The sequence below is a fragment of the Consotaella aegiceratis genome, assembly GCF_036541425.1.
GTDB lineage: Bacteria > Pseudomonadota > Alphaproteobacteria > Rhizobiales > Rhizobiaceae > Consotaella > Consotaella aegiceratis.
Window position 1 is genome coordinate 1 of sequence record NZ_JAZHFT010000090.1, and the last position, 6,148, is coordinate 6,148.

The 6,148-nt window shown below is 64.0% G+C and carries 5 protein-coding genes; all 5 read left to right on the forward strand.

Annotation, left to right across the window (positions count from 1 at the left end; genetic code table 11):
- Positions 1-323: adenylyl-sulfate kinase (locus SMD10_RS24695; RefSeq protein ID WP_331688384.1), on the forward strand; the 323-nt coding region annotated here is incomplete at its 5' end.
- A gap of 164 nt (positions 324-487) precedes the next feature.
- Complete coding sequence (locus tag SMD10_RS24700; RefSeq protein ID WP_331688385.1) at positions 488-2,281, forward strand: type I secretion system permease/ATPase; 1,794 nt, start codon at positions 488-490, stop codon at positions 2,279-2,281.
- Between the two features lie 34 nt (positions 2,282-2,315).
- Positions 2,316-3,641 carry an HlyD family type I secretion periplasmic adaptor subunit gene (locus SMD10_RS24705; protein ID WP_331688386.1) on the forward strand — a complete coding sequence of 442 codons (1,326 nt, stop codon included), beginning with the start codon at positions 2,316-2,318 and terminating at the stop codon, positions 3,639-3,641.
- Between the two features lie 373 nt (positions 3,642-4,014).
- Positions 4,015-4,431, forward strand: coding sequence for a hypothetical protein (locus tag SMD10_RS24710; RefSeq protein ID WP_331688387.1), 417 nt, complete (start codon positions 4,015-4,017; stop codon positions 4,429-4,431).
- Between the two features lie 147 nt (positions 4,432-4,578).
- The coding region (locus SMD10_RS24715) for a M10 family metallopeptidase C-terminal domain-containing protein (protein ID WP_331688388.1) at positions 4,579-6,148 on the forward strand (1,570 nt) is incomplete at its 3' end.

A 6,148-nucleotide genomic window follows, 5' to 3' on the forward strand; every position in this document is an offset into this window, starting at 1 on the left:
AGCTGATGGCCGATGCCGGGCTGATCGTGCTCTGCTCCTTCATCTCGCCGTTCCGCGCCGAACGCCAACTCGCCAGAAACCTCCTGGACCCAGGCGAGTTCATCGAAGTCTTCGTCGATACACCCCTGCATGTCGCCGAACGGCGCGACCCGAAGGGCTTGTACAAACGTGCCAGGGCTGGTGAGATCAAGAACTTCACCGGCATCGACAGTCCCTACGAGCCGCCGGAAAGCCCGGAACTGCAGCTCGCCGCTGGCATGACGTCGCCGGAGGAACTCGCCGAGCAGGTGGTCGAGTACCTGACAGCGCGCCATTATCTCTGATCGGCTGGTGCCGGCGGGGCGGCCGCCCAGGCCGTCCGGCGGCCCAAGCCGCCGCAAGGTTTGTTTTGCGCTTGCGCTGGCTGTTGGAAAAACAGGCCTGACGTGCTATCATCGGCGTTTGTTTTTGGGCGTGGCGCTGCGTCGTCGAAAAGTATCGTTTCGCGATGGCCAACTTGAAACTGGGACGAATGCTGCGGAGAGCTTTTCTTGAACTGGGCCTGTTCTCGGCGATCGTGAACCTGCTCCTCTTGGCGATGCCGCTCTACATGCTGCAGGTCTACGATCGGGTCATTCCTTCGGCCAATCTGAACACGTTGGGTTATATCACCCTGATTGCGGTCGGAGCGCTGGCGGTTCTCGGCGTGCTGGAATCGGTCCGCTCGCTTTACGCCAGCCAGGTGGCGGTCCGGATCGATCTCGCTTGGGGGCCGCGCTTGTTCCTGGCTGCGATGCAGGGTCCGAAGGCGGGGCTCGGGGATGTCCAGCCTCTGCGCGATCTCGCTCTCGTCCGCAATTTTATCAGCTCGCGCGCGGTCTTCTTCCTGTTTGATCTGCCGTTCGCCCCGGTCTTCGTTCTCCTCCTCTATTTCGTTCATCCGGTGCTGTTCGCCATGACGGTGGTCGGCGCTTTTCTGATGCTTGCCGTCGCATTTGCCAATCAGGCGGCGACGCGCGCCAAGGCGCGGCAGGCCAGCGATGCGTTGTCGGCAGCCACCAACGTCGCCCAGGTTTTTGCGCGCAATTTCGAGACCGTGCGTGCGCTGGGCATGGCGTCCAATGCCGTCGAGCAATGGGGTGCGCGCTTTGCGGATTCGGTACGGGTCTACGATCGACTGGCGGCGACCAACGCCTTTTTCGGCAGCGCGGCGCGCACGGTGCGCCTGCTGCTGCAGATCGCGACTTACGGTATCGGCGCCTATCTGGCCCTCCAAGGGGAAATGACGGCGGGCATGATCTTCGCTGCCTCCATGATGTCGGCGCGAGGCTTGCAGCCGCTCGACCAGATCGTCGGCAGCTGGCGGCAAATCTGGGAGGCGAACGCCGCGTGGAGGCGGATATCGGCTGTCAGCGGGCTCGAAACGGGCGCCCAGACCGCCAGGACCGAGTTGCCGGCCCCGCAAGGCGCCGTCAAGGTCGAGGAGGTCGTCTACTTTCCTCCAGACAGCAGAGAGGGAGCCCAGCCGCTGATCAAGCGCGTCAACTTTGGCGTCGCCGCCGGCGAAACGCTCGCCATTGTCGGGCCCAGCCGAGCGGGCAAGTCGACGCTCGCGCGGCTTCTCGTCGGCGCCATCGAACCGCGATCCGGCGTGGTTCGTTTCGACGGGGCCGACATTCGGAACTGGGACCCCGACCAACTCGGCCTGCATGTCGGCTACCTGCCGCAGGACGTGGAGCTGTTTCCCGGGACCATCGCCGACAACATCGCGCGATTTGTCCCAGGCGCCAGCAGTCTATCCGTCATCGATGCGGCGGAGAGGGCTCTGGTTCACCAGATGGTGCTCGCCCAGAAGGACGGCTACGACACCGTCATCGGGCCGCTGGGCGTGCGCCTGTCCGGGGGCGAGCGACAGCGTATCGGGCTTGCCCGCGCGTTCTACGGCGATCCCAGGCTGATCGTTCTGGACGAGCCGAACGCCAACCTCGACGCGGACGGCGAAAAGGCGCTGGAGCATGCGGTCCTCCAGGCGAAGGCGCGGGGCGCCACGGTCATCGTCATCACCCACCGGCCGACGATCGCAGCCCGATGCGATCGCATTCTGATGCTGCGCGACGGCCAGATCGAGCTGCTGGGCCCGGCTCAGGACGTGATTCGCAGACTGTCTCTCCCCTTGGCGGCGGCGCAGCCGGACAATCCGGCCCCGGCGCGCGAGCCGGTTGCCTCGGTTGTGCCGATCAAGGCGGCTCAGGGGGCCGCGTGGACCGCTGCCGTTTCGCTTTCGCAGCCTGGGGCCGAGTAGGCGTCTCGGCTCGGGCGCGCGACAGGAGATGGCAATGCGGGCAGGGGCAGTGGAGGCGCGCTGGCGGGATCTGATCCCGATCCGTACCGCGCCGATCGCGGTGCTGGGCTATTCTACGATAGCGCTATTCGCCGGCGGCTTTGGAACATGGGCGTTCACCGCGCCCCTCGCCGGCGCGATCATCGCGCCGGGCGTGATCGCCGCAGCCGGTCAGAACGTCATGGTGCAGCACCTCGAAGGCGGCATCGTACAAGCGGTCGTGCGGCGGGAGGGCGACCGGGTCGAGAAGGGCGGGGCTTTGCTGGTGCTCGACCCGACCGCCGCTCAGGCCCAGATGAACCGGCTGCTGAAGCAGCTGATCAGCAAGCGATCGGAGATCGCCAAGTTCGAAGCGGAACGCGATGGCGCGCAGGCATTGACGATGCCGGCGAGTCTCGCTGGATTTCCGGACGGCCTGCAGGCTGGACAGGTTTTCGGGGAGCAGCAGAAGGAGTTCGACGCGCGCATGGCGCGTTACACCTCCGAGATGCAGATCCTCGCCCAGCGCGTCGACGCGCTACGGGAATCGATCAACGGCCTGCGCGTGCAGAAGCGCGCCAGCGACGATCAGCTGGCGATCGTCCAGGAGGAGGTCGTCCGCAAGAAGGCGCTCCTGGACAAGGGATTGACGAACCGCGACGAATACACCGGGTTGTTGCGGGCCACGGCGGCGCTGGTCGGGCAGGCCGGATCGCTCGAGGCACAGATCGCCAGCACGGTGACGCAGCTCAGCGAGGCGCGCGAGCAGATCGAAATGCGCACCACGACGCGCGTCGAGGATGCCATCACCAGCCTGAACGAGGCGCGCACGGAGGCCGCCGACCTGGAGGAACAGGTCCGAACGGCGCAGTCCATCCTCGATCGCACCGTCGTGCGCGCGCCGGTGGACGGCATCGTGGTCCGCTCCGTCTACAATTCGGAAGGAAGCGTGGTGCGCCCCGGCGAGGTGGTGATGGAACTTTTGCCCACGACCGACGATCTGATCGTGGAGGCGCGGATCCGGCCACAGGACATCGACGCCATCAAGCTCGACCAGGACGCCGAGATGATGTTCACCGCGCTCAACAGCCGGACGGCGCCCAGGGTCGAGGGCAAGGTTTTCTACATCTCGGCCGACCATCTCGTGATACCCGAGACCGAACAAGCCTATTATGCGGTTCGGCTGAAGATCGGCGACGAGCTGCCACCGGGGATCGAAGCCAGTCAGATCTACCCTGGCATGCCGGTGGAAGCCTTCATCTCCACTGGTGAACGGACCTTCGCCGACTACCTGATCCGGCCGTTGCTCGACTCCATGCAGCATGCTTTCCGCGAAAAGTGACGGAAAGTTTTCATGGCGCCAAGGACGATCGTCTGTCGGGCTGCCGGGAAAAGATCGGGTTTTTCCAACTCTGCCGCCTGTCGGGAGGATACGGTTACCTGTAGTTGTCTACGGGAATTTAATGCCGTTGTCCGATTTCGGCGCAAATTCTCATGATCCGGCCGCCGGCCATAATTATTTTGCTTGAAGATTTGGGATTTGCGTGCTTTTTTTTCTGAAGATACGCTGAATGTGGGTCTGTCGATTCATCGCTTTGAGATTAAGAGGGCAATGCGGATCGTCGATGCAAACCGATCAAGGTGGGGACAACAGGCGCGATTGGCCGGGCGGCACGATGGTGCGGAGCCCAGCGCGGCGAAATTGCGCGCTCGGCGTGATCGCTGCGGGCCTGCTGGGACTGATGAGCGGTTTCGTCGTGCCGACTGAAGACGCTGCTGCGGCGCGACAGCGGTCTCTCGCGCTGTCGTGCTCGGTGGAAGGAAGCGCCTCGGGAGTTCCGGCGGACTTCGAGGCGAAGTTTTGTGCGCAATTGGCGGCAGACCTCGAGCGCGATCTCGGTGTCTCCGTGGCGACGGGGACCGATGCGTCTGGCCGCGGCGTGGATGTGCGGCTGCAAATTCGGTCGCCGTACATGGCCGATGTCGTTCTCCGCGAGCGGCTGGCCGAAGGGGACGGTGCCGCCGTGGGGCGCTCTTCGACCTCCTCTCTTTCCAGTTGGGACCGGGCGCTTACGCCGGGTTCGGCCCGGACTCTGGTCAGGCCGATCGGTCTCTTGCTCGGGCTCATCTGATGCTCGGGTTGCTTCGGCGCCCCGATGCCGAGGCGGATCGGGCCACCCTTTTTACCCGGAAGGGAAAGATCGTTTTCCGGGTTTGCAGCGTCCCCGTGACGAAGGTGAAGACACGCCAGCCGAACGCTGCGGAGATGGAGGATACAGATGGTAGACGTTCCCGGCGATTCTTCGACGACCGCGGTCACGCCGATTGGGAGCACGGTCTACGGCACGCTTGAGACGATCGGCGACCACGACTGGTACCGCGTCGATCTGGAAGCGGGCCAGACCTATGAATTTCGGCTGCATGGCATAGGAACGGACGGACTTTTCGACCCGTTTTTGTACCTTCGCGATTCTTCCGGCACGCTCATCGGCTCGAATGACGACGCCGGCTCATCGGTCTGGGGCGGTGTCAACGGTCGCGATTCCCTGCTGAGCTTCACTGCGACGACGTCGGGCACCTACTATCTGGACGTCGGCGCATACAGCAACAGTTACACCGGCGACTACATCATCACCGCAGTCGAACAGAACACCGAAGGCATGGTGTTCACGGCGGACGAGATCGCCTGGCAACTCACCGACAACGGTATGGAGTATTTCGGCGCATCCCCGAGCTCGTCCTTTGACGTCGGCGACGACGGCTCGCTCACGGTCAACCTGACCGGACTGACCGCCGCGGGTCAGAATCTTGCGCGCAGCGCCCTGCAAGCGTGGGCGGACGTGACGGGCATTCAGTTCGTCGAGGTCTCCGGAGTGGCCGAAATCACCTTCGACGACAGCGAGGATGGTATCGACGCCTACACCAACTGGAGTACATCCGGCTCCACGCTCACCTCGGTGACGGTACAGATCACCACGGGCTGGCTGGACTACTTCGGGACGGGCTACGACAGCTATTCCTTCGAGACCTATATGCACGAGATCGGGCACGCGCTCGGTCTGGGCCATGGCGGCAACTACAACGGAAGCGCGACGTACGGCGTCGACAACTACTATTTGAACGACTCTCTGGCCTATTCGATCATGTCGTACATGCAGGCCAACGGGGACGAGTTCTCCGGCCCCAACACCTTCGTCGACGCGGATTTCCGCTACATGCTGACGATGGGCATCGCCGACATCATCGCGATTCAGCGCCTCTACGGCGACGACACCAGCACGCGGACCGGCAACACCACTTACGGCTTCAACTCCAACACCGGCAATGCCGCGCTCGACGCCGCGGTTCTGATCGGCTCCGACATGTTCATGACCGTCTATGACGATGGCGGTGTCGATACGCTGGATTTCTCGGGCGCCAATGTCGCCCAACTCATCAACCTGAGCGCCGAGAGCTTTTCCAATGTCCTCGGCGGAACCATGAACCTGTCGATCGCGCGCGGGACGGTGGTCGAAAACGCCATCGGCGGCAGTGCCTCGGATACGATCCTCGGCAACGGCGGGGCGAACCTGCTCGTCGGAGCGGGCGGAAACGACGTGCTGGCGGGCGGAGCGGGCAACGACGTGCTGAACGGCGGCGCCGGCGCGGATACGTTGAACGGTGGGATCGGGCTGGACGCCGCATCCTATGCCGGCGCGGCCGCCGGGGTGACGGCCGACTTCCTGGCGTCTTCGAGCAACACCGGCGAGGCTGCCGGGGATGTTTATGTCGCCGTGGAGAACCTGATCGGATCGAACTTCAACGACGTCCTGGGCGGCGATGCGGGCGGCAACGTGCTGCAGGGCCTGA

Bases quoted from the DNA above. Each gene is read 5' to 3' on its own strand.
- SMD10_RS24700 (WP_331688385.1), top strand. From the start codon at position 488: ATGGCCAACTTGAAACTGGGACGAATGCTGCGGAGAGCTTTTCTTGAA.
- SMD10_RS24705 (WP_331688386.1), top strand. From the start codon at position 2,316: ATGCGGGCAGGGGCAGTGGAGGCGCGCTGGCGGGATCTGATCCCGATC.